General features: G+C 46.4%; 26 protein-coding genes. 13 read left to right on the top strand and 13 right to left on the bottom strand.

The features are described 5' to 3' along the window. Positions 1-64 precede the first annotated feature (64 nt). The 4 genes from AAAA73_RS02600 to AAAA73_RS02585 all read left to right on the top strand — a co-directional run bounded on the left by AAAA73_RS02600 (position 65) and on the right by AAAA73_RS02585 (position 4,414). On the top strand, positions 65-1,417 hold the full coding sequence (locus tag AAAA73_RS02600; protein ID WP_340596598.1) for a hydantoinase/oxoprolinase N-terminal domain-containing protein: 1,353 nt from the start codon (positions 65-67) through the stop codon (positions 1,415-1,417). A gap of 3 nt (positions 1,418-1,420) precedes the next feature. Beyond that, on the top strand, positions 1,421-2,839 hold the full coding sequence (locus AAAA73_RS02595; protein ID WP_340596597.1) for a hydantoinase B/oxoprolinase family protein: 1,419 nt from the start codon (positions 1,421-1,423) through the stop codon (positions 2,837-2,839). A gap of 18 nt (positions 2,840-2,857) precedes the next feature. Then, entirely contained in the window at positions 2,858-3,355 is a 498-nt protein-coding gene (gene msrA, locus AAAA73_RS02590) for a peptide-methionine (S)-S-oxide reductase MsrA (RefSeq protein WP_340596596.1), read from the top strand. A gap of 267 nt (positions 3,356-3,622) precedes the next feature. Next, entirely contained in the window at positions 3,623-4,414 is a 792-nt protein-coding gene (locus AAAA73_RS02585) for a substrate-binding periplasmic protein (RefSeq protein ID WP_340596595.1), read from the top strand. On the opposite strand, the gene ilvA is transcribed toward AAAA73_RS02585, so the two are convergent. Then, positions 4,407-5,612, bottom strand: a complete 1,206-nt coding sequence (gene ilvA / locus AAAA73_RS02580) for a threonine ammonia-lyase (protein WP_340596594.1) — start codon at positions 5,610-5,612, stop codon at positions 4,407-4,409. The two genes, AAAA73_RS02585 and ilvA, sit on opposite strands and share 8 nt — an antisense overlap. Before the next feature lie 253 nt (positions 5,613-5,865). Between ilvA and AAAA73_RS02575 the strand changes: the two genes are divergently transcribed. Continuing rightward, positions 5,866-7,026 carry a hypothetical protein gene (locus tag AAAA73_RS02575; protein WP_340596593.1) on the top strand — a complete coding sequence of 387 codons (1,161 nt, stop codon included), beginning with the start codon at positions 5,866-5,868 and terminating at the stop codon, positions 7,024-7,026. Between the two features lie 12 nt (positions 7,027-7,038). Further along, positions 7,039-7,488, top strand: a complete 450-nt coding sequence (locus AAAA73_RS02570) for a hypothetical protein (protein WP_340596592.1) — start codon at positions 7,039-7,041, stop codon at positions 7,486-7,488. A 32-nt stretch (positions 7,489-7,520) separates the two neighbouring features. Here AAAA73_RS02570 and AAAA73_RS02565 read toward each other — a convergent pair whose 3' ends face one another. The 7 genes from AAAA73_RS02565 to trhA all read right to left on the bottom strand — a co-directional run bounded on the left by AAAA73_RS02565 (position 7,521) and on the right by trhA (position 14,263). After that, a complete protein-coding gene (locus AAAA73_RS02565; protein ID WP_340596591.1) occupies positions 7,521-8,189 on the bottom strand; it encodes an O-methyltransferase in 669 nt (222 codons plus the stop codon). 114 nt (positions 8,190-8,303) lie between these two features. Next, positions 8,304-9,323 carry a YncE family protein gene (locus AAAA73_RS02560; protein WP_340596590.1) on the bottom strand — a complete coding sequence of 340 codons (1,020 nt, stop codon included), beginning with the start codon at positions 9,321-9,323 and terminating at the stop codon, positions 8,304-8,306. Positions 9,324-9,388: 65 nt separating this feature from the next. Further along, positions 9,389-10,111, bottom strand: coding sequence for a triose-phosphate isomerase (gene tpiA / locus AAAA73_RS02555; protein ID WP_340596589.1), 723 nt, complete (start codon positions 10,109-10,111; stop codon positions 9,389-9,391). Between the two features lie 48 nt (positions 10,112-10,159). Beyond that, entirely contained in the window at positions 10,160-11,383 is a 1,224-nt protein-coding gene (locus AAAA73_RS02550; protein WP_340596588.1) for a phosphoglycerate kinase, read from the bottom strand. A gap of 3 nt (positions 11,384-11,386) precedes the next feature. Then, positions 11,387-12,394 (bottom strand): type I glyceraldehyde-3-phosphate dehydrogenase, encoded by a 1,008-nt coding sequence (gap, locus tag AAAA73_RS02545; RefSeq protein ID WP_340596587.1) that lies wholly within the window; start codon positions 12,392-12,394, stop codon positions 11,387-11,389. 114 nt (positions 12,395-12,508) lie between these two features. Beyond that, a complete protein-coding gene (locus tag AAAA73_RS02540; protein WP_340596586.1) occupies positions 12,509-13,486 on the bottom strand; it encodes a beta-sandwich domain-containing protein in 978 nt (325 codons plus the stop codon). A 141-nt stretch (positions 13,487-13,627) separates the two neighbouring features. After that, the gene (gene trhA / locus AAAA73_RS02535; protein WP_340596584.1) at positions 13,628-14,263 is read right to left on the bottom strand and encodes a PAQR family membrane homeostasis protein TrhA; all 636 of its coding nucleotides are present in this window, start codon (positions 14,261-14,263) and stop codon (positions 13,628-13,630) included. Positions 14,264-14,370: 107 nt separating this feature from the next. Between trhA and AAAA73_RS02530 the strand changes: the two genes are divergently transcribed. Together AAAA73_RS02530 and AAAA73_RS02525 are read left to right on the top strand one after the other, a co-directional pair. After that, complete coding sequence (locus AAAA73_RS02530) at positions 14,371-15,222, top strand: S1 family peptidase (RefSeq protein WP_340596583.1); 852 nt, start codon at positions 14,371-14,373, stop codon at positions 15,220-15,222. A 128-nt stretch (positions 15,223-15,350) separates the two neighbouring features. Next, positions 15,351-16,142: a hypothetical protein gene (locus AAAA73_RS02525; RefSeq protein ID WP_340596582.1), complete on the top strand. Its 792-nt coding sequence runs from the start codon at positions 15,351-15,353 to the stop codon at positions 16,140-16,142. Positions 16,143-16,174: 32 nt separating this feature from the next. Here the strand turns inward: AAAA73_RS02525 and AAAA73_RS02520 are convergent, their stop codons facing one another. The 5 genes from AAAA73_RS02520 to AAAA73_RS02500 all read right to left on the bottom strand — a co-directional run bounded on the left by AAAA73_RS02520 (position 16,175) and on the right by AAAA73_RS02500 (position 19,864). Next, entirely contained in the window at positions 16,175-16,801 is a 627-nt protein-coding gene (locus AAAA73_RS02520) for a hypothetical protein (RefSeq protein WP_340596581.1), read from the bottom strand. A 138-nt stretch (positions 16,802-16,939) separates the two neighbouring features. Next, positions 16,940-17,713, bottom strand: coding sequence for a TatD family hydrolase (locus AAAA73_RS02515; protein WP_340596580.1), 774 nt, complete (start codon positions 17,711-17,713; stop codon positions 16,940-16,942). A gap of 9 nt (positions 17,714-17,722) precedes the next feature. Then, a complete protein-coding gene (locus tag AAAA73_RS02510) occupies positions 17,723-18,679 on the bottom strand; it encodes a DNA polymerase III subunit (protein WP_340596579.1) in 957 nt (318 codons plus the stop codon). Between the two features lie 12 nt (positions 18,680-18,691). Further along, positions 18,692-19,327 carry a dTMP kinase gene (tmk, locus tag AAAA73_RS02505; RefSeq protein ID WP_340596578.1) on the bottom strand — a complete coding sequence of 212 codons (636 nt, stop codon included), beginning with the start codon at positions 19,325-19,327 and terminating at the stop codon, positions 18,692-18,694. Positions 19,328-19,396: 69 nt separating this feature from the next. Then, on the bottom strand, positions 19,397-19,864 hold the full coding sequence (locus AAAA73_RS02500) for a hypothetical protein (RefSeq protein ID WP_340596577.1): 468 nt from the start codon (positions 19,862-19,864) through the stop codon (positions 19,397-19,399). Between the two features lie 138 nt (positions 19,865-20,002). On the opposite strand from AAAA73_RS02500, the gene secG reads away from it, so the two are divergent. From secG to AAAA73_RS02475, 5 genes are all read left to right on the top strand, one after another. Beyond that, positions 20,003-20,398, top strand: a complete 396-nt coding sequence (gene secG / locus AAAA73_RS02495; RefSeq protein WP_340596576.1) for a preprotein translocase subunit SecG — start codon at positions 20,003-20,005, stop codon at positions 20,396-20,398. Positions 20,399-20,434: 36 nt separating this feature from the next. Next, positions 20,435-21,241, top strand: a complete 807-nt coding sequence (locus tag AAAA73_RS02490; RefSeq protein WP_340596575.1) for an AgmX/PglI C-terminal domain-containing protein — start codon at positions 20,435-20,437, stop codon at positions 21,239-21,241. Between the two features lie 66 nt (positions 21,242-21,307). Continuing rightward, positions 21,308-22,270, top strand: coding sequence for a hypothetical protein (locus tag AAAA73_RS02485; RefSeq protein ID WP_340596574.1), 963 nt, complete (start codon positions 21,308-21,310; stop codon positions 22,268-22,270). Position 22,271: 1 nt separating this feature from the next. Next, positions 22,272-22,997 carry a Mom family adenine methylcarbamoylation protein gene (locus AAAA73_RS02480; RefSeq protein WP_340596573.1) on the top strand — a complete coding sequence of 242 codons (726 nt, stop codon included), beginning with the start codon at positions 22,272-22,274 and terminating at the stop codon, positions 22,995-22,997. Positions 22,998-23,123: 126 nt separating this feature from the next. Further along, positions 23,124-23,630 (top strand): hypothetical protein, encoded by a 507-nt coding sequence (locus AAAA73_RS02475; protein WP_340596572.1) that lies wholly within the window; start codon positions 23,124-23,126, stop codon positions 23,628-23,630. The last annotated feature ends 170 nt before the right edge of the window (positions 23,631-23,800 follow it).

Below are 23,800 nucleotides of genomic sequence, written 5' to 3'. Positions count from 1 at the left end.
TTGCTATATCTGATCGCCTAGCTTTAACACATTCTAGTGCGATTTCAATAGAGAGCGTTTAAAAATGCAAAACAGTTTCATGTTAGGTGTAAGTGTGGGCGAATCCTTCGCAGAATATATTCTGCTGGATGGATCAAACACGGTTGCAGCCAAACGCGCCTACCTGTCCCGTGAGAACTTAAAGAATTCTCTTCAACAATTCCTTTCAACTCACAAAGACAAAGGCATTGCCAAAGCTTTCGTGAGCCTGAGAATTTCCGACAAACTCATGGATTATAAACTCTCCGGTGCCGTTGCACATGTAACGACCGAGGGTTTTGAAAACTGGCTTGAACTTCGCGGTTGCTCAGGATCAGCACTCACTTCTTCCGAACTGCATTTTTCCGTCCGCGAAAGAGTGCTGGCTTCAGGTCAGATTCTGCATCCGTTGGACGACCAGGAAATTGAAGGCATTGCCGCAAAAATTCTTTTGATGAATATCAAAAAGGTCTGTCTTCACTTTTTGCATGCGAACATCAATCCTGCACATGAAAAGCAGGCGCTTGAGTTGTTCAAGGCAAAAGGCATCGAAGTTTACATCCCTGAAAAAACTGAAAATCAGGACGAGGTCACTCGTTGGAGAAAAAATGCGCTTAACGCCACTGTCTCCGGCCTGTTTCAGGATCTGAAAAAAGATCTTCTTGAGGGCATGAAAGATGCTGTCTCCGAGGCCAGCGTATTTTTCGTAGGCGCTGAAGGTGAAATCTTTCAGGACGAGACTCACAAATGCGTGGGCAGTCTATTTGGTTCCTATAGCGCGCTGGGACTGCAGTATCAAAAATCCCAGATGGATGTTTTGCATCTGGGACTTGAGGACTTTGTATTGATCTCTCCCAACTCGTGGAGCAACACCTGGGAAAGTCCTTGGGGCAAAGTTGAAATCAAAAGTGTGCAAATTCGTCCACTGAAGATTCAACCGACAATGGGTTTAAAACTGAACTCATTCAAACACTTTGATTTCAGCAACAGCATTGAGGGTTGGGAACCCGGCCCAATGAGTATCGGTCGCGGGCAAAAACCCACACTGATTGATCTTTGGACTGAGAACGCCAAACTGACCAAAACAGAGGGACTGCAGGATCGTACTGTGGCTGCGGGAATTCAAAAATTTAAAACCGCTCTTCTGACTCTGGTTAAATCCAGTTATGATCGCAATCTTGAAATTTCAACTGTGATCAAAGAAATGCAAAGCCTGGGCATGCAGAAAATCGTGATGGAATCCCTTCTGCATCGCCAGAATAAAAAAATCAAAGTCACAGGCCCCCTGGCTGAGCTTTTTGCAAATGGTTTCAAAAAAGACAGCAATGCCACTATTGATGATCAGGATTTTGCTGAAGCCCGCGCCGTGGTTGCGGTGGGCATGAAGGCGAAGGTTTAATTTATGTCTTACCATATCGAACTTTTTCATTCTTTGCTTTCTGATTTCCTGCAAGGCGAATCAGCCCTGCTTACAACTGAAAATGACGTACTCATGGTACGTGGAAGCAACCCGGTCTCCTATGGCACTTTGGTGACGGCTGCCAACACCGCTTCAAAGTATTTGAAATTGGCTGAAGGCGATATTGCCCTATTGAACGATCCTTACAGCGGTGGAACGACCCTGGATGAAATCACTTTTATCATGGCCGTTTCCGAAGATCTGATCTGGGTCAACCGCCGAACTTTGAACAAGAACATCAAGTTCGCAAAAAGTGTCGAAGAAGAAGGCCTCAGAATTCCCCCGACTCCTTTACGCCAAAAAGGTCAGCTCAATGAAATGATTCTGGGAGCGATGAGTGCTCACCCTGCATGCCCGGCGAATTTCACGGAGTGGATCAAAGTACAATGCGCAGACATGATTGCCAGTGCTCAAAAGCTGCATGACACAATCGAAGGCACTGGAATTTCCGTCACCGGCGAACTGATCGAAGACTATCTGCATCTGTCCAAGAAACTGGCGGTGCAAAAGATTTCCGAAAGAGCCTCTGGTGAAACGCGGGTTGATGTTGTTTTGGATAGTGGCGAATTGCTGCGCTTGAATCTGGAAATTCAGGACGGACGCGTTGCCATGGATTTCGGGGGCACTTCGGCTGCCAAAACCCTGCACCTGACAGAGTCAGCGGCTTATGGGACTTGTTTTAAAGCCATCAGTGATTTCTACGGCTTTGATCGCTATGCAAACACAGGTTCTTTTTCAATTTTACAAGTCACCAAGCCCGCGGGCTGCTGGTTGATGGCCAAGTACCCGGCGTCAACTTTGAAGGGAATGACCTGCGGAGTGGCGGCACTGAAAACGGCTGTCGATCTGGCTTTGTCATACATTCACACTAAAAATGAAAAATCACTTAGCTCAACCACTCCCCTTTTGGTGCAACTGAATCATGAGTCCACTCAGACTTTCCTGAGCATCGGTGGTGGTCAGGGAGCAACGTCTGAAGTTGAAGGACGCAGTGCCCACATTGAAACCCTGTCGGTCGAGACTTTGGAAAGACAGTTCCCGGTGCGTATTCACCGTATCGACCGTCGCAACTCCATCGGTGGAAAAGGAAAGTTCAACGGTGGTCGCGGCATGATTTGTAAAATCGAGGCCTTGGAAGATCTCCAAGCAGCGTGGTTGACAGATATGACTTTGCATCGCCCTCGCTTGCCAAAAAATTGCTCGCATGGGGACCCTTCCGAGGTCACCATTGAACACGCAGGCACAACAAAGAGCTTGCCTGTATTGGGACAACAAAAGATTCTAAAAGGCGAGATCGTGAGCTTCTGCTCAGGATCTGGCGGTGGCTACGGCCGACCGGAAACAAAGGTCATTGTCGAATAGCTTAAACAAGGGGGCTCCATGAAATCAGAAATCGCATACCTGGCTGGTGGTTGTTTTTGGGGCATGGAGGACCTTTTACGCAAACTGCCTGGGGTCATGAAGACTGAAGTGGGTTACATGGGTGGCAACACCCAAAATGCCACCTACAACGAAGTCAAAACCGGCACGACAAATCATGCTGAATCCGTCAAAGTTGAATTCAATCCAGATCAACTGTCTTACGAGAATCTTCTGCTCTATTTTTTCAAAATCCATGATCCAACCACGGAAAACCGCCAAGGTAACGACATTGGCACCCAATATCGCAGCGAGATTTTCTATACCTCCGAAGAGCAAAAACAAACGGCCGAAAAGGTCATTGCCCGTGTGGACAAATCCGGTGCTTGGGGCAAGCCAGCTGCCACCACAGTTGAAGAGGCCTCTCCATTTTGGTCTGCAGAGGGGTATCATCAGGATTACTTGCTGAAAAATCCGGGCGGATACACATGCCACTTCGTTCGCAAAGTCGATTTCTAGAACTACTGCGTCCGTTAGGGGCGCTAAGCATCTTATGTTTCACAGAGCTACTTTTTGCGACCTAAATTACTCTCGAAAAAAGCAATCTCACACAATCTCGTGGAACACTAGAATTAGTTTATTTCTCCTCTGAAATCCATAGAGCAATTTCTTTAAATTCGACCACCCGCTGCAGTTACAACTTAGTAATAACTGATTTTGAATTGGTAACTTGTTGAAAGACACGGTAACGAATGAAGCAGCCGTAAGAATTAGGGGCGGCTTGAAATGAAAACTCTTGTGTCTGCAATCATACTCATCTTCGGAATTCAGTCGCTGCCGGCGAAAGCTGACACGATTCTAGTTCGATCCGATGCATGGTGCCCATACGTCTGCGACAGCAGCTCGGCTCCAGGGTATATGGTTGAAGTCGCCACCAAAATCTTTGAAAAAGCCGGCCACAAAGTAAAGTTCTCGATGGTCAATTGGGCCCGTGCGGTCAATGAAACCCGTAAAAATAAGGCCACCGCCGTTGTGGGTGCCAACTATAACGATTGCCCCGATTTTGTCTTCCCGACAAAAACACTGGGACTTGGCCAGGATTTCTTCTTCGTCAAAAAAGACTCCAATTGGACTTACAAGGATTACTCCTCCCTGACGGGTAAAAAAATTGGGGTCATCAACGGTTATGCCTACGGCGGTGATGTGGATCGCATCATCAATGAAAATCGGGAAATCTTTGTATCCATATCGGGCGAACATCCCCTGGAGCAAATTCTGAAAATGATGGAAAGCAAACGTCTGGATGCCTTCATCGAAAATCAGCTGGTTCTGCGCACGGTTCTGGCCGAAATGAAAATAAATCCTGACGAATACAAAGCCGTCAGCTCCACAGTTGCCAATGATGCAAAGCTGTTTATGGCGTTTTCCCCGGCCAATAAAAAGTCGGAAGAATATGCCAAGGTTTTTTCCAAGGGCTTGATAGAGATGCGCCAAAACGGTGAATTGGCGCGCATCCTGATGAAATACGGAGTCCCTGATTGGGACCCCCACTCAACGACACCGGATCCAACTAAATAATTTTAGCTCCGGATGCTTCCAGGGCTTTTTTGATTTTTTCCACATGTTCAATGCTGGAAGTCTCCAACACAAAATCAATTCTGGTTTCACGCAAAGACAAACCTTGCGATACACGGTCATGACGAACTTCAAGAACATTGGCTTTTTCTGCCGCAATAACCTGGGTCAAATTACTTAAGTTCCCCGGCAAATCGTCGACGATCACAGAGAGTTCACACAATTTCCCACGCAACGCCTGACCACGATCAATGATTTTGCTGACGATATTCAAGTCGATGTTGCCACCACTGATGATCACACAGCACTTCTTGCCCAGATTAATTCCCGCATGCATGGCCGCTGCCATCGCCGCCGCTCCAGAGCCCTCGGCCACTGTTTTTGCACGCTCCATCAGGAATACAATCGCTTCGGCAATTTCGTCATCACTGACCGTCACCACCTGATCGACATACTTGGAAATAAAGCTGTCGTAAATAATCTGTGACGGATTCTTGATCGCGATACCATCCGCAATCGTTGCCGCCCGTTTCTTTTTTTGATCAGGAGTTTGTTTGTTGTAAAGACAGGCCATTCCCGGCGAACGATCACTTTGCACGCCGATCACACGGATTTTAGGATTCAGGGTTTTTACCGCCAGCGCCACTCCGCTGATAAGTCCGCCACCACCGATTGGAATAATCACGGTGTCCAGATCTGGAACTTTCTCCAGAATTTCAATTCCAATTGTGCCCTGGCCTGCGATCACGAATGGGTCCTGATAAGGATGTACGAAAGTATACCCGTGTTCTTTTTCAAGCTTCTGTGCGTGTTCGTAGGCTTCATCATAGATTTCACCTTTAAGAATCACGTTCGCACCGTAAGCCCGAGTCGCCGTCGCTTTGCTGATCGAGCAATTCTCTGGCATCACGATGGTGGACTTCACGCCCGCCAACCTTGCCGACAACGCCACACCTTGCGCGTGATTTCCGGCAGAGCTTGCCACCACTCCGCGGGCTTTTTCTTCGGCACTCAAATTTGAAATTTTATTGAAAGCTCCACGGAATTTAAAGCTGCCCGTACGCTGAGTGTTTTCGAATTTGAAATACACTTCACTGTTCAGGAGATTGCTCGCACTGATGGAGTGACTCATCTCAGTCGGGCTGATGATATCTTTAATAAGCTCGCGCGCTTTTTGAATGTCTTCAAAAGTAACTTTCATAGGAAACCGAAACTCCTGTTGGTGGACCTACTTTCTTCCAAAATAGCACCTCGGGCAAGAGGCTTTCCAAAGCCCCGAATTTACCTGGAATTCTCAAAATGAAGCTAAAGTACTGTAATCATGGGTTTTTTTGATAAATACTAAAATTCTCTCAGAAATATTATGTCGCACAAACTCCCCGAAAGTGGCCGAAATACTCAAAAGCACTCATGATTTTGGCCATTTCGCCGAAAAGTCCAGTGAGGGGTATTGTTTGATTAAACGACTTAAGACACTCTTGATTACGACATCATTGATGTTGCTTGGAGCTTTCGCACATGCGCAAGAATCTGACAACATTCGTGAGCTTGTTTTCAACGGCAGAGTGAACGGTCGCTCCTCGCCTGAGTTCACAAAAGCCTCCAGAAATATCCTGTCAACAGTCCCCACGGGATCGAAAGCCGAAGTGGTTACCACGACGCGCATGAACTCTCCTGGCTCCTACGCCGTTCAGGTTCGCATTACCAAACTTGGCAAAGGCAAATCAAAAACCAAAGTCGGTGACGTGGTTTGGGTTTACTACAACAAGAAAAATCCATGGTTGAAGTTCCGCGATGGCGAAGACATGGAATTGCAAAACCCTGAAAATGCATTGGCTGAATCCTCCCGCAAGTCCGGTGACCCGCAGCCTTCTCCACCGTCGAACGAAGATAAAAGTGTCGATCCCAATGAGGCTATGCCCGACTCTGCAAAAACAGAAGCCGGCATGGGTGGAAATTGTAAATTGAACGGTACCTGCGGCAGCAGCGAAACCAATCGCAATGACCTGCAGAATATCGCAACGAAAGCCTTGGATGATGCTGCCAAAAAGAAGCCCAAAGAGAATTCTGAAATTGCGGCGGCTACGAAATCCAAAAAAACAAACTTTGATCTTTATAAAAAACGCAAATACACAATGACCGAGCATGAGTGGAAAAACTTTCCCACAGTGACAAACTATTCAAATAGCAGCAAAGTCGCAAAAACGATCAAAGCCGGTGTCCGAAACAAGGAGCCCCACTCCACAGGTTGGTGCTATTCGTATGTGAAGACAGCATTGCAATCAGGTGGCTTGGTTAAAAGTCGTCCTCCGGGTGGTTTTGCCAAGAACGCAGTCAGAGATTTAAAGGCTCAAGGCTTCGTCAACCTGATGGATGAACCCTATAAAGGCATCATTAAATCTCCGGATGATGCTCCGAAGGGTGCCGTCCTCGTCTATGAGACCTCTGACAAAAGACAGGCGGGAGATGTGCAGATTAAAACGGAGTGGGGAACCAACGGCGGTTATGTCAGCGACTTTTTGTCGGACAATAGCTTCCTGTCCTCCCCTAAAGCACGTAGATTCAAAGCAAACGGAAAACCGTACAGAATTATTGGCGTAATGATTAAGCCATAGGATGATTTAATTATGAAAACTTTCATGGTTACCGCAATATTAACGCTTTCTATTACTTTCAATGCCGTGGCTGTTTCAGCGGATCAGTCCCTTATTGACCTGAAGAAGGCCGAAACAATCATCACTGCATTACCTGACATGTATAAGTATCAGTCTTTGGACAAAGAGAATGACCCGGTCTTAAAACAACAGGACAAGGCCTTCAAGATTCTGGAAGAAGCCGTAAAAGCATATTTGGAATCACCAGAAGATCAGCTTCTTCTTGCTGAAATTCTTAAAATCGCTTCGGCAAGCAACAAAAAAGACCCTTGGGTTTATGCTTCTGAAATCGTATCACCCATTGCAGTGAAACAACGTGCGCGATTTGAAAAAGCACTCAAGACCCTTCCATCGTCCGAGGCTTCGAATCTACAGAAATCAATTCAAAACGCCATTAGAGAAAACTCCAAAGGAAACGGATAACAAAAAGGCAGCTCACAAGCTGCCTTTTTAGTTTAGATCTTCACGCTGATTTCATGAGCGGGATATCGGTCGCCACGCTTCGTATGCATCGCCGATGAGATATAACCGTTTTCAGTGTTTCTGATATAGGCCAGATACTCCTGCAAACCATCGTGATCTGTATTATCGCTGGCAAGAATGCCACCGCTGCGCAATTGTCCTTGCATCAACTTAAGAACATCCATGTACATGCCCTTGGGGCCATCCAGAAACAGCATATCTACATTCTGTGGTTGATCCTGCTTCAAGGTTTGCAATGCATCCCCTACTCTGAACTCAACGTATTCGATCAAGCCCGCTTCAGTCAGATTCTGTTTTGCTTTCGCCGCTTTTTCCGGATGGAATTCCGTCGTGATCACTTTGCCGCCGCCATTGTCTTTGATCGCTGCCGCCAAATAAATTGTGGAAACACCGAACGAAGTACCGAACTCGACAATCGTTTTTGCATTGGTCGCACGGGCTTGCGCATACAACATATTTCCGAAGTCCTTACCCACCGCCATGTAGACCTTGCGCATAGCTGTGTAGAACTCCGCAGAGGTTGCTGTATCCGGAAGTTCATTGGCTTCCTTGCGGTTTGCCGCATCGTTATCCGCAGAGTCTTTATAAAGACTTGCCAGAAGAGATTGAACTTTAGGATTTGCCAGCCATGAATTTTTCATATTTTTCCTGTCTTATTAATTTTCAAAAGTTTGATACATCCATCCAAGCACAGATTCCACTCCAAATTTATTTTACTCGTTAGGAGATAACGAATTGAAAATTTCAAGACTGAATCACATTTGCGCCCAGTCCATTCCATCCGGACGAAGTCCAACATCCAACTTCCCGACCACTTCCATCTTATTTAAATCAATGATCGAGATATAACCCGCCGGCGTGCAGGACACGAAGGCACGATTGCCAGAGTCTTCTATAAGAATATGGGCCGCTCCTTTACCCAGATTCAGTTTTCCGATCTCTTTGTAAGTCGCAACATCATAGATAAGCAAATCACCTGTTCTTAAGCTGGAGATCAAAACTCGTTTGCCATCAGGAGTGAATTTGATGCGGCTGATACCCAACACTTTGGTATCCACGGCTTTAATAACTTTCTTAGAGGCGATTTCAACAATCGAAACAGTGGCATCATGGGCATTGGTGACCCAGATCTGCTTGCGATCCGGAGATACATCAAAGCCTTCAGCGCCTTTGCCCGCAGGAATGATCGTCTGTAACCAACCCATCTGCGGCTTCGCGGTCGGCAACGGTTTGCCTATGGGAGGAATCGGCGGAGGGAGAAGTAAATTATCCAAGATACTTAAAGTTCCTGAATCCACGTTCGTCGCATAAATCTGTTTCGCATCAGGAGAAACTTGAATCATATGCGTGCGATTCTGACCGATACCCATAATCCAATCGACTTTGCCGTCTTTCGGATTAATACGCGCAACGGATTTAGAACCTTCAGAGGTGAACCACAACTTCCCATCGGTGAAAGTCATTCCATGAGGCCCCAACAACGCCCCCGTGTCTATTGAAGGCATGGCTTTCATTCCGGGAATATCGATGACGTTGATCTCATGAAAAAGCCCACTTCCAGTATTTGAAACGTAGGCGGTCTTGCCGTCATCGGACACCACAACTTCATGGGGATCCTCCCCGACCGAAACTTTACCCAGGACTTTCAGCGACACAGAATCGACGAACACAAGCTTGTGTTCCGTCTTGGAGATCGCCAGCAAAACTGATTTTTCATCCTTGGCATTGGCTTGAACGAAAACGAAAAGTCCGAACAGAATCGGAAATACGTTCATAAACAGTCCTTCTTATTCCTGTACGTTAGAAATAAAAAAAGAGAGCTTCATCAGCTCTCTTTTCACTAAACACTCGCAATTTTGTGGAAGGAATCAACTTCCAGTGAAGCGCCACCAACCAAGAACCCACTGACGTGTGCTTGCTTGATCAGTTGACCGGCATTATCCGGTTTCACGCTGCCACCGTAAAGGATCGGCGCTGTGAAGCCCATTTTAGTCAGGATGTTGTGAACATCCGTGTGCGTTTCCGCCACTTGTTCAGGAGTTGCCACCTTGCCAGTGCCAATCGCCCAAACCGGCTCGTAAGCTACAACAATCGGTTTTGATTTGTCAGCTTTAGCCAAACCCAACAACAATTGCGTTTCCAGCACACGGAACGTGTGAGTCGCCTCGCGCTCCTGCAAAGTTTCACCAATGCACAACATCGGAGTCAGACCCAAAGATTGAACATAGGCCACTTTGTCAGCGATCAAAGCATCCGTCTCACCAAAGATAGAACGACGCTCGCTATGACCGATCAAAATATAGTTTCCACCGATCTCTTTCACAACTTGTGCTGAGTTTTCACCTGTGAAAGCACCAGAAGCCTGAGTATAAGCATTCTGCACACCAATCTTGATAGCAGAACCCTTCACCGCCTCACAAGCCGCTTCCAAAGAAATAGCCGAAGGGAAAAACACAACTTCCCCGGTCACAGAACCCATCACCTCTTTGAACTTATTCAAAAAAGTACGAGTCTCCGCCGGAGATTTAAAAAGCTTCCAGTTACCCGCAAAAATCTTTTTCATAAAAACCTCAATAAAGAAAGGCTCCTTTTATGGAGCCTTCCAAAGATACTACTCGTAATTGCTCGCTGGGCGAGTTTTCGTACGAAGGACTTCCAAACCTGGAAGTTTGTCGCCTTGAAGGTATTCCAAGGATGCCCCGCCACCTGTAGAGATGTGGGTCATCTTATCTGCATAACCCGACATTTCAGCCGCCGCCGCAGAATCACCACCACCAACGATTTTAGTCGCATTGGATTCAGCGATCGCTTTCGCTACGCCAAAAGTCCCCTTAGAGAACGCTGGATTTTCGAAAACGCCCATTGGACCGTTCCAGAAAATAGTGCCCGCTTCTTTAAGAGCTGCAGAATAATTGCGGATAGTTTGTGGACCGATATCCAAAGCCATTTCGCCGTCTGGAATCACAACGTCTTTTGTCGTGTGAGCATTCGCCACATCACCAAAAGCTTTCGTCGCAACGTGATCCACCGGAAGAAGGATCGTCTTGTCGCGAGCCGCGATACGTTCGATCATTTCTTTGCAGTAGCGAACTTTGTCAGCCTCAACCAAAGAGTTACCAACAGACACACCTTGAGCTTTCAAGAATGTGTAAGCCATAGCGCCACCGATGATAAAACCGTCAACGATATCCATCAATTTTTCGATAACCGGCATTTTGTCGGAAACTTTTGCACCACCCATTACGGCGATGTACGGACGTTTTGGATTCGTCAAAAGAGAATCCAGCATGTTGATTTCTTTTTCGATCAAGAAACCAATGCCTTTTTCTTTCATCACCGACGGCAACGCATGAATCGTCGCATGTGCTCTGTGAGAGGCACCAAACGCGTCGTTGATGTAGATCTCTGCGTAGTTCGCGATTTTTTGTGCGAACTCGATAGAGTCTTTCGTTTCACCCGCTTCAAAACGTACGTTTTCAAGAAGGATCAATTGATTCTTTTTCAAAGATGGCAACAAGTGAACTGGAGCATCAGAATCTGGTTCTTCAACCAAGATCACTTCCGCATTCAAGTGCTCCTGAAGACGTTTTGCAACAGGCTCCAGAGAGAACTCTTTATCGTCTTTCGTTTTTGGACGACCCAAGTGAGAAGCCATAACGATCTTCGCACCATGTTCCATGCAATACTTGATAGTTGGAAGTGAAGCCGTGATACGGTTTTCATCCGTGATCTTGCCATCTTCCATTGGAACGTTCAGATCCAGGCGAAGGAAGACAACTTTGCCTTCCAACGCGAAATCACGAACGGTTTTAATGCCTTTAAGACCTGCGCTCATTGATTAAAGACCTTTCGCAGCCATGTGCTTAAGAACGTCAACCATACGGTTAGAGAAACCAGTTTCGTTGTCGTACCAAGAAAGAACTTTAACCATACGAGGACCCACCGTCATAGTGGATGCAAGGTCTACGATAGAAGAGAATTTGTTGCCGTTGAAATCAACAGATACAAGTTCTTCTTTTTCAACAGCAAGAACGCCTTTCAAAGCGCCGTTAGCTGCCGCAGTCAAAGCTTCGTTAACCGCTTCTTTAGTCACGTCAGTTTTAGCTTGGAATGTGAAATCCACCAAAGACACGTTTGGAGTTGGAACGCGTACGGAGATACCGTCGATTTTGCCTTTAAGTTCTGGCAATACCAAACCTACGTTTTTCGCAGCACCCGTTGTTGTCGGGATCATGCTTACTGCAGCTGCACGTGCACGGCGCATATCAGAGTGAGGAGCGTCCAGGATTTTTTGGTCGTTTGTGTAAGAGTGGATTGTCATCATAGTGCCATGCTCGATACCGAATTTTTCATTCAATACTTTTGCAAGAGGCGCCAGGCAATTTGTTGTGCAAGATGCATTTGAAACTACGTGGTGTTTTGCTGGATCGTATGATTCGTGGTTGATACCGTAAACCATAGTGATGTCTGCACCTTTTTCAGCAGGACCGGAAACCAATACGCGTTTCGCTCCGCCTTCGATGTGCTTCATGAAGTCTTCTTTGTTTTTGAATGCGCCAGAGCACTCAACAACAACGTCCACGCCCCAAGCTTTCCAAGGAACTTCAGCTGGGTTGCGGGATTTTGTTACGTGGATTTTTTTACCATTAACGATCAGGTTTTCACCGTCGTGAGAAACGTCACCGGCAAAAGTGCCGTGAGCAGAGTCGTATTTCAAAAGATGCGCATTACCTTCAATGCTATCCAAAGAGTTAATACCTACGATGTCGAATTGCTCGTGCGCGGCTCTGAAGAAAACGCGACCGATACGACCAAAACCATTAATACCAATACGAAGTTTTGCCATGAATGAGCTCCTTGTTTAAAAAAACAGCTCACTATGTGCTTTTGAACGCTAAAAAGCCAGTCTAGACACCCTGTCCCGACTGGCTTTTATGGCTTTATAAACGGAAGACCCGGATTAGAAACGGGATACGTTAATATTCGGGTAACCGTCCAACGAGAACACTGTCAAAAGGACGTCTGCGTAGCCACCCATGGACTCCAAACGGACGTCAATGGCAGTCACACGATCACCGCGGTAGAAGTTTTCAGAAACCGCGCTTTGACCTGCGTACATCGTTCCGCGGCCTTGAAGACTGTAAAGGGATTGTCTTTGGCCTCTTTGCGTATAGACAATCGCGTCATGAACACGAACACCCGCCGTCAAGGTACGAACTTCAATCTGATCAACAGCTTGAGGGTAAGCAAAACTTAGGCGAACCCACTCACCACCCGTACGGCGCGTGATGCTGGAAACCTGAACTTCCGCACGGTCATAGCGACCACCTGGGTTTGGTGGAGGTGGCATTGGTGGACGAGGGCGTGGATTTGGACGAGGTCCGTAACCGCCATCACCACGGCCTGGACGACCGTGACCAGGGCGACCGCCCCAGCTTACATCTGAAGAGCGAGTTTCTGACCAGGAACCATTGTGACCTTGGCAGGCAATGCCTTGAGTTCTTTCCGAACGGCCACGCATTTCAATAACGCTGACATATTCACGGCAGTATTCACCACGAGAGTTATAACCTTCGCGAGTGGAGTTGAAAGATCCACGCGCGCCGGAACGAGAACCATATTGGCCACCATCCCAACCGCAATTCTCACCGATGTTACCCTCAAGAGAACGACGTTGAGCCTCGCCATAAGCGCGGCGATCGTTGTCTTCCATGTTTTGACCAAGTTTGTTACCGATCACAGAACCTGCGATTGCACCGATAATAGTTGCCGCCGTTTTGCCGTTGCCTTTTCCAAAACCGGAACCAGCAACGCCCCCGATAACACCACCGATGATTGTGCCCACATCTCCCTTATCGAAAGCCGCGTGAGCTACAGTTGAAGTTTGCATGACAGAGGCGAAGAGTGCCGCGCCAAGAATCAGGTGATTTGTTTTCATAAGTGGTTCCCTTTCGATAGGAGTTTTAAGTCGCAATGAACCCTATAACAAAGTTCGTGCCACTAAAATCGGGGCCATACTGGCCCTAATTCCACTGAAAAGAAATTCCAATTTTTATTACGTATTTTTAAACGGAAACCTTTAGGCTACGAACATCAGCAGACAAATCAGCTGACACATACTTCCGGTGATCACGAACATGTGCCAGATTCCATGGCCATGTTTAATTTTTTCATCGAATAAAAAGAAAATGAAACCAATCACATAGGCCAAAAAGCCCACCATGATCAGAGTGAATCCCCACATTGAGACCGCTTGATAGAGGTCACTCAGAACAGGGATCACAGAAGCACTCATTGTGACATACAAAATATTACGCAAGGTGGCACCCTTCGGTTTCCTGAAAACCTCCAGATATATACCGAGCAAAGCCAAACCCCAAACCACCAACAGAACTGAGTACCCAGCGACACCACTGATCGCCAAAATCATGTAAGGCGTATAGTTTCCGGCAATTTTAAAATAAATGCCGATGTAATCGAGCTTTTGAAAAGTGCGCTTTTGCTCGCCTTTGGCAGAATGATAAAGTACCGACAAAATATAAATTAAAACGGTCGAAACGCCGTATATCGTAAATGTAATAATGCGCGGCATGTCTTGGCGAATGAAGGCCGTGTGCATCAGGAAACCCACTCCCACAAAGGCGATCAACGCCCCCAGTAAGTGGCTAAAAGTATTAAATTTTTCACCGTGCTGCACAGATAAAAGACGTTCCACATCCTAAGCTTAAAACCCTTAAGTAAAACTGCGCAAGGATCTTCAATGCAATCTGGTCTATTTTCGAATTTAGTTGCCAAGTTTTCTGAGTTCGATAAATACGCGCTATGAAATACAGACTGCTTCTCGTTGCGTTATCACTTACGACCGTGGCTGCTTGCCAAGGTGGCCACACATCTTCGGTTACGGCCGCCCAGGATTCCGCTGTCATCAATGGAACGCCCGTTATTTCTCGTAACACCCCGGCATCAAAAAGCTTGGTGTTTATCGAACTACTAACTCCCCAGGGGACAGTTCGCACCGCCTGTTCAGCAGCCCTGGTGGGGCCTCGCTCAATACTTACCGCCGCTCACTGCTTTGACACGAAACACGTTAAAAACTTCGTTGGTTTTCAGGTTGTGTTCGCGAATCAATTCGGAACCAGAAGCCCTGCACTGATCCGTCGTGGAGTAGTTTTCAAAAAGCATCCTCTGTACAACTCCAACAACCTTTACAACTATGACTTTGCCATGGCGGTCTTTGAAGGCACTGCACCTTCAGGCTTTGTGCCGGCGGTGATGGATTCAGACATCAATGCCAACTACGGCGGCAAAACCCTGTACGTCTATGGTTACGGCAGATCCCGCGACTACACCGGCAAGCCAGGTGAAAATCTGCGCGACTCTGTCGGAGTCCTGCATCGAGGAATCGTTCAGGTGCATAGCAACTACGACAAGCTGGATGATTTGTATTTGTTGAAAGCCAGCTCCACCGCGCACATTTGCCAAGGTGATTCTGGTGGACCGCAGTTTTACACCAATAAAGGCGTCACCAAAATCGTTGGCGTCACCTCTGCAAACTTCGGTCGAATGCTGGAAAACGGTCAGCACTCCTGCATGGAGCACTCGCAGGCGGCCAAGGTCGCACCAAATTACGCTTGGTTTAAGCGCGAAGAAAGACTGGCTTTGGGGCGGCAATGATCCCCTGATGGCGCCTGGGTATCAAATTTTGATGCCTTAAAGGTGCTGATGGAGCATTTGGAATAAAAAGACGATACCTATTTGTGTGAGGCGCTGATGCCTGCAAGAAACACCAAATAGGAGTTCCCATGAAAAATCTAATACTCGCTTCCCTGCTACTAGCTTCAAGCCTTTTGCTAAATTCCGAAGCGCAAGCTGCGATGAAACCGCAACTACAATGTCAGTTCACCTATTACCTGCCCAACAGCGACGACATCGCCTTACAAATTACAGGCAACTCATACAATTTTATCGAAAGCAATTCAGTGATAAAGTTCCGGGATGATCGTTCCCGCGACTGGGGAACTGTATCAATCACTGACGATGGTGGCGCAACACCCACACTTCACATCAATATTCTTCAGTGGCAACAGGACGTGACCATTGATCATGAGCAGGATATTTCCCTGCGTGGCGCTGAACAAAATATGTTCGGATTAAAATGTCATGTATACCGCATTCAGGATTTGAAGAATGCCTACGGTTCTTTACTAAATATGCCAGAACCAAAACCCTACACTTTGCAAAAATCATCGAAATCCCTGAATAACTGGATGTTCGGTACGAAATCATTCCCATACGCTGATGTATTCGAGGAAACATACGAAGTTAAGGAAAACAGCGGTTTCGGTGTGACTGAACACGATGTGGTCTTCAACACCAACTACGCAACGATTGTTGGTTACGAAGTGATCAGCAACTGGCACGACGGCACTAACGGCAACTGGAGTATTGATGAGCGCACCGTCGGCGGCACCAGAGCGATTATTGAGATTCGCAGCAAACAGTTCCGCGGTATGAACTACACCGTCAAAGTTTACTGGGTTCCCAATTTCACTTTCGCTCAGGACTGGAGATTCAACAATCCATGGCCAAAATAAATAAAGCCCCTGCGAAGGGGCTTTTTTCGTTCCTACCACCCGTAACTTAAACAAAACGTCAGACCGGTAAGATCAAATCGTGTCTGACCGGCTAGTTGTGCGGATTCCTGGCGATAGCTCATTTCAAAATTCAAAAGTTTCTTACTCATTCCAAAAAGCATTTCAACTCCTACAGCAGCACTGTACCCATAGCCGGGCGCTGTTTGATGAGTCTTCAATGAGCTGACCGTGGCTGAAGTACTCAGACTGAGCTGGTTGTAACTGACATATCCTCCGCAGCTCAAATAAAGATTTGTTCCGGAATCCCTGCGCGGAACGGGAAAGAACATTCCACCCAACTCCCCTTGGCCGAAATAAAATGTATACGGAGATAAAACCTCGTCAGTTCCATCCAAAAAATTCTGCTGTCCTGACGAACTACCAAATCGGCCTCTGATATAGCCCCGAAGTATATCGCCACCAGCATCGCGAAGAAACTCAACCCCTACGGCAGGAGAGCCTTTCGCCAAAGACTTTCCCTCGTCGCCTGAAAACACCGTTTGGAACAAACCCATTTTTGTCGTGCGAAATCCCCCCGGACCAGAAGCTCTGGAAAGGCCCGGTACGATCGACACGATCGAAAAAAGTGTTAATAACAAGACGACGCCGAACGATCTCAAGCCTCTGCTCCTATGGGATGTTAAATAAAATTTCTTAACAATTTATCGGAGAGAAACTCGGCTTAAGAACAAGACCATTGTCCAATTCCCACGGGAACTCAGCACATAAGATGTATTGCTAAATGCATTGTAATCAAACTACCAGGAAATTTTGGGGAACATTTTCAAGGCATTGGCTTTTGTCTGTTCAGCCAATTGTTCGACGGTCACACCTTTTAAATCAGCCACGAATTTGGCGGTGTGAACGACGTAAGCCGCAGTATTCTTTTTCCCACGCATCGGAATCGGCGCCAGGAATGGCGCATCTGTTTCAACGTGGATGCGATCCAAAGGCAAGCCACGAACTGTGTTGCGCAAATCATCTGCGTTTTTAAAAGTCACCACACCACTGATAGAGATATTGAAACCCAAATCCAGCGCTTCTTTTGCCAACCAGGATGTCCCCGTGAAGCAGTGAATGATTCCTGTCACTTCGCCTTTGAATTCCTTCAAGATAGCGATTGTGTCCTCTTCCGCGTCGCGAGTGTGGATCTCGACTGGCAACCCTGTCTGCTTTGCGATTTTCAATTGTTCACGGAACGCGTGTTGCTGTTCATCGCGAGGTGATTGATCGTAGTAATAATCCAGACCGATTTCACCGATCGCGACCACGGCCGGATCCTGTGCATTTTCCAAAATGAATTTACCAACTTCATCGGTATAAGTTTTGCCGTCATGGGGATGAATCCCCAAAGTGCAATACACGTCCGGCGCGTATTTATGAGCCAGATCCAAAACCAAAGGCAGATCATTCAGCTCTGTGCCGATCGTGATGATTTTGCGAACGCCCGCAGCCTTCGCATTTTGTATTGCGGCTTCGACGCCCTCTTCGAGCATATTCAGATGGCAGTGAACATCAATCCATTCAGTCATGGTCTTATTCTACACTATATCCTGGCTGGTAATGAAGTATTCTTCCATCACCAATTGCGAATCCCTGTTGGCTCCCAAAGCTTGTTCCGACTGCAGGGCTTTTTGAATCAATACGAGCAGTTTTTCGCGGGACTCTTCGGCCAAGGTCTTAATTAAAGGGGCCTGATCCAGATTCGCAATCTGGGATTTGGCACCTTCCTGATAAACGATGGCATCACGGAAGTAGCTCACCCAATAGGACAGCAGTCTTTGCCCCTGTTGACGGTCTTTGAATTCCGCGCGCCACATCTCGTTCAACAGGAAATCTTTGTCTTTCAAAAAGACATTCAAAATTTCCACGGACTTCTCACGAAGCTCCAGTTCCGGACCATCCTGCAGCTGCGCCAGTTTTTCAAAACTGCCACCCGCCGATTTCAGCGCCCAGGTTGGTGCCTTCACGCGCTTACCCAGTTCTTCCATCGACAAAGGCTTAAACTGCACAATGCGGGAACGCGAACGAATCGTTGGCATAATGCCCGCGACACTTGGAGCAATAAGAAAGAAGAAAGTTCCATCTGGTGGTTCTTCCAACGTTTTAAGCAGTGAATTTGCGGCCTGAGGGTTTAGCAACTGAGCCTGATCGATGATGATCACGCGGTTTCCGCCCAGGCTTTTCAGACTTAAAAATTCCAGAACTTCTTTGGCTTGTTCAATTTTGATATTCGCCCCGGATGGAGCAATGATGCGCAGGTTTTCATGCGCATGATCTTTTTGCGCCACACGGAAACATGAAGGACAACGACCACAACCACGGGCGCTTTGCGGGCACATCAAGGCCTGCGCCAAACCAATGGCCGTCATTTTTTTACCGACTCCCGCCGGACCCACAAATAAAAAAGTCTGCCCGGGCTTCCCTGCTTCGAAGGAATCCGTCATTTTTTTTATCGTCTCCTGGTGTCCCAGGATAAAATCCAGCAGCCTTGCCACTTGTTTGCTTCCTTATTTCAAAATCTTTTTGTCGGTCAGTGCTTTGATCAATTGCTCAAACAACACAGCCGGAGTTTCTTTGGCATCCAGAACCAACCAAGCGGCAGCATCCGCTTTCGCTTGCGCCAAAAAACTTTGTCTTACTTTTTCATGGAAAGTATCCGCTTCAGATTCGATGCGGTCTTCGCTTTCTCCATTTTGCTCGCCACGACCTTGACGACGTTTGCGGGACTCCTCGACCGGAAGATCCAGCAGAATTGTCAGGTGTGCCTTCAGCCCACCGGTTGCAAAGTTATTCAACATCACAACTTCATTTTCAGAAATCTCGCGGCCACCGCTTTGAAAAGCAACGGAACTTGCTGCAAAGCGATCACACAAAACCCAACTGCCTTTTTCAAGTTGTGGACGGATCACTTGATCCACGTGTTGGGAGCGGCTGGCTTCGTACAAAAGCAACTCAGTGCGTGCGGTCGGCGCCGGGCCTTCTTTACGCAAAATCATGTGACGGATTTCATCCCCCAATGGAGTGCCACCCGGTTCACGAGTCATGTATGTGGGAATTCCACGTTTTTGCAGCTCTGCTTCCAGAGCCTTCATCAGTGAGCTTTTGCCGGAGCCATCAAGGCCTTCAAATACCAAAAAAGACATGCCTTGTTTTGTCAGATATTCGTGGAGCCCGGTCAACTAAAGGACTCTCAACAAGGGGCAGCAATCAGTCTATTTTTGAACCACCCAATCCCCGTGGGTGTCTTTTCTTAAATTATAAACCACAAAGAGATATTTCATGGGTTCACCGGGCCGGCCGGTTTCCTTGGCGATCAACTGGTAAGCGTTGGCGAAATTGAATCGATTCACTGCCGCCGGCGACACGGTCGCGGCAACCTTTAACATACCCTTTCGGACATCTGGTGGATAAGACGTGATGTAGACCGTGGTGCTGCCCATAACTCCGCCATTCAGTTTGATGTCTTCAGCAGAAAATTCCGCGAATTTCACCATAAAGCTCACATACGCATTCAGGAAGGAATCCGACTGGGTCAGATAACCTTTGGCCTCTTCTTCGATGGTGCTCTTGAATTGAGCAGCAGCTGCCGCCTCCGCCGCCTTTTTTAGAGACTTTTCATCCGAGGTGCAGGCAACCAAACAGGACATCACGAGAAGCAGGGGCAGAATGAGTTTTTTCATGACTTTCAGTGTACGAACGAGCCGGGATTAAACACAACCGCTCACGACATTATGCGTTATAACCCCGGGAAACCGTGTTTTGGGTGGACGAAGGGTCTGCTTTATCCCTATATTGTGGGACTTTGGGAGATACTTGAAATGACTACTTTTGTTGGAATTATCCATATCATCGTTGCACTTGTTTTGATCGTTCTAGTTTTGATCCAAGATTCAAAAAGCAACGGCGCATTGGGCATGGGCGGAAGCTCAGGTTCAAACAGCTTGTTGGGTGCTACGGGCGCTCAATCATTGGCTGGTAAAATGACAGTTTGGGCTGCAGTTATTTTCGCAGTAACTTGCCTGGCTTTGTCTGTATTTACTTCTTCTACTCATTCTAAATCTGTTGTTGATTCTTTGCCTGTGACGGCTCCAGTTGCTCCAGCAGCAACTCCGGCTCCAACTGATGCAGCGGCAGCAGCAACTACGGCGATGCCAGTTGAAGCAGCAGCTACACCTGCAGCAAGCCCAGCAGCTACTGCAACTCCTGCAAAATAAGCTGTCATCTTTTAACTTCTTCGCTATAGTTTCTCTATGGCGAAGAAGAACAGCTTGTTGATTCCATCTCTTATCGGTCTTGGTGTATTGAGTGTCGCACTCTCTCTCCTTGTCTCCAATTTCACTGAAAAACAAAAAGTCTCAGTTCGCCCCTTGGCACGTGTTGATCTCAACATGGGGACCGTCTTCGTACTTCGCAAAAACATGACTCAAAAAGAAAACCTGACACGCACGGCCTCCTTGTATCCATTGGACTCCGTGGAAACAGGTCCTGATGGCGATGCCACTATGACGTTTGATTCCGCCTATCGCATTCGCATTCAGGAAAATTCCCTGATCACTCTGGATGAAGAGTACGGACGCCAGGTGATTCTGATCAAGCGCGGTGATGTGCAAATGGAAACCGCGGGCCGCGATGGGTCCGTGATGATTTCACGCGATGGTGTTCGCTGGACGGCGAATGACTACGAAGCAAACTATCGCAAACAAGCGGCCAGCGGAAACCTGCCCGACATGGCACCTTCCACGGAAGGTTTTGCCGGAGCTAAATCCGCGGGCGAGGGCCTGACTTCTGAATTCATCCAGGAAACTCTACGCACACACCGTAATTCCTTCTTTAAGTGCTATACACAGCTGTTGCAAAAAACTCCAGGCGTCGTGGGCCAGGCCTCTGTTGGCTTCACCATCGAACGCAGCGGTAAGGTCAGCAACCCTTCTGTGACCAACTCCACAATCAGCGATGTTTCATTTAAAAAATGCCTGACCGAGGCCATTCGCCGTGTGGACTTCAAAAGCTTCTCCGGCAATCCGATCTCGACGGTTTTCCCTCTTAAATTTGAATAATTGAATCGTCTATTCTGACCTTTCGTCTAGTATCAATAAAGTTTTATTTATTGATACTATCTTTGCATGTTAATTCTCAAATCCAAACTTAAACACGAACTACACTTAAAGAATTTACTTAATACAATTGCTGCTCCAATTGGCCACTGCAATGAGTACCGCTACGAGACAAAATTCATCTCCGCCGAAATTGATCTCACAAACAAGAATCAAAATGACGTTATTTATGGGATAGAGTTAGATGAAACGTTTATCCCAATTCGCACTGGAAAGGTGCTGGATATAAACAATTTCGGGGACTTTCATTTTTTTAACGTTCAGCTTGGAAATTTTATCTCTCATGCAGAGCTATCCAAAACTTCACTCGAACATTTAGCTTTCCAATGCACGGCTAATTACAAAGAAATCTCAGTTCGGAGTACCGATTGGAGCAACCACCTTTCACACTTATCAGACATAATTAAAAATAAAGGGCTAGGGACCTGTTGTTTCTTGCACCTAGAAATCTTCGCCAGTGACTCGGAAGACAACTGCCACTTCGATGAAAAACGGCTGTCTCCTAAAAACTCAAATTGTCACTCGATATATCAGCCAAAGGCAAATATCGACTACTATATTAACATTGTTTGTTTGTTTCCATCATATACTGGAAATAGCAATTGCCCAACTTTCTCGGTGGATATCCCAACACAAGCAGGTTCCCATCACATGAAAGAAATCGTCATCTCCAGCAAATGCAACCGCACAGTTATTCCACTAAATTTCAGCTCTATAAAAGATCACCCGCTTGGCAGCATAGTAATAAGTAGCAAAAGTAACTGTTTCAAAACTCCAACAATTTCAATTTTTTACAAAATGGACTACTTGGAAGTCTATTGCTCAATTTTGGCAATGACTCTCACAATTGTGTTTCTAAAGGCAATAATGATTGGTACAACAAGTTCGAATATCATCGAACATTGCATTACTACACTTCAAGCAACCTTTCTTGTGTCTGCTGCATACAAGTTCCGCGAGAAAATTAGTTGATATGGAATGCTGGCAATACCTAATTAAAAAAGAAAAATCCCAACATCAGAATTTTCAATCAAATCCCATACTATCGAGTAACGTGTGCGTCGAGCCGATTTCATATCAAGAAGCAAAGGATTTCATATTGGAGTATGAATGGCTTGGAAATATGGGCTGGGGAAATATTTGTTTTGGCCTGCGGCACGAAACAAAACTAATCGCAGTTGTGGTTTTTGGAAGTCACCTAGGACGAACGATTAATTTAAACTCGAAAGGCACAAAAAAAATAGCGAAAGCATTCCAATTACATCGAGGCGCCAGCGCACCTAATTGTCCCACATGGGGTCCAAGCTACTTAATCAGAAGATCCTTGAAGGAAATCCAACGCATTTACAATAGTAGTTTGGTATTTTGCTATGCAGACCCCCAAGCTGGAGAAGTCGGAACAATTTATCAAGCGTGCGGCGCTGTCTACTTGGGATTAACTGATCCTGGAGGTGCAAAGTATCTCGACATCAACGGAATACTGTTCCATCCTCGAAAAGTTTACAGGATATACGGGACAAGAAATATCACAACTCTCACGGAAAAAGGTTTGTCGGTAAAAGCAATTCCAATTCACAAAAAACACCGTTATGTATTTATTTTAGGAAGCAATCAGCATGAAATCCTCAAACTCTTTGCAAAGAAAATCAGCCCTTACCCAAAACGAACTGCATCATCTCCAATGAACACAAATAAATAGTAACATAAACAATACCAAGCCTAACTACCTAAGGCGCATGCACTCTATTACTTGATTCTTTTGCAAAAAAAATGAAACTCGGTTACGACAATGTCATCGATTTGATTCGTCAAAGAAATGAGAAATATGCCTAGCAATAAATGGACTGACCCCCAAACTATAATTGCAGCGTTCGCCCTGATAGCTGCGATTTATATCGGAATTGTGCAAAACAGTATAAATGAAGACCTTAAAAACCTGCAGGATGTAGTTGAAATCGTAGCAACCCCTGGACAAAAAGAGAAAGTTCTGGACTCCCAAGCGCCCTTTGCAACCGTGCCAATAGTCGCACTTCAAAATGTCGGAACAGTGAACATTTACTTAAAAGGTTATTTCTTTAATGACTCTAAATACTCCGCCAATGGCACAGTTTTAGCGAAGTCTAGCAACATATACCACATTGATCTACCTACAAACGGTACATCTAAAGTTTCTATTGAACTATATTATGAAGATTCCCTCGGAAGAAAATGGATAACAAATATTAGCGCAACCAGAAATCCAGTTGCTACAACCTCTCCAATTGCCATTGCTTCATGGAATGTTTCAAATGTTAAAAGGAAAGAAGTAACAGCATTCCCTGAGTTTCAATAGATCCCAATATTTGCCTCAAGCGACATAGCCTTCAAAAGGTTGCGTTGCCAGCGAAGTACGGTGGCTCTCAAGAGTCACCAATTATTATTTGGGACGAGCTGACCTTCTCTCCGTAGCCTAGCCAGTTTTGAATTCGCTTTTTAACTGCGCTGATGACGCATTAAACCACC

The organism is Bdellovibrio sp. GT3, assembly GCF_037996765.1.
Classification (GTDB): Bacteria; Bdellovibrionota; Bdellovibrionia; order Bdellovibrionales; family Bdellovibrionaceae; genus Bdellovibrio.
This window is presented reverse-complemented; position numbering and strand designations above follow the sequence as displayed.